The following is a 261-nucleotide window of genomic DNA, read 5'->3' as shown; positions in this document are numbered from 1 at the left end:
GATTTCAATTTGGCTTCTGCTTCCGCTTTTTTCTTCGCTTCTGCATTAGCTTTCGCTTCTGCCGCTACTTTTGCTTCAGCTTCGGCTTTTGCTTGGGCTTCAGCTTCTGCTTTGGCTTTTGCTTGAGCTTCTAATTCAGCTTGTTTTGCTAATTCTGCATCTTCACGTTTAACAAAAGTACGTTTCTTGCGCACTTCTACTTTCACGTCTTTTGACTGACCGCCAGTGCTTGCAACACTTAAGGTAGACAATGTTTTACGC

The 261-nt window shown here is 43.3% G+C and carries 1 protein-coding gene; it reads right to left on the bottom strand.

What is annotated here, in order from left to right; translation table 11 throughout:
* Positions 1-261, bottom strand: a 261-nt coding sequence (locus tag AAEZ06_RS27580; protein WP_350617302.1) for a translation initiation factor IF-2 associated domain-containing protein, incomplete at both ends; no start/stop codon positions are given.

This window comes from Pseudomonas sp. HY7a-MNA-CIBAN-0227 (assembly GCF_040310325.1).
Lineage (GTDB): Bacteria > Pseudomonadota > Gammaproteobacteria > Pseudomonadales > Pseudomonadaceae > Aquipseudomonas.
The sequence above is the reverse complement of the archived record's forward strand: the minus strand, read 5'-3'. Positions and strand labels throughout refer to the sequence as shown.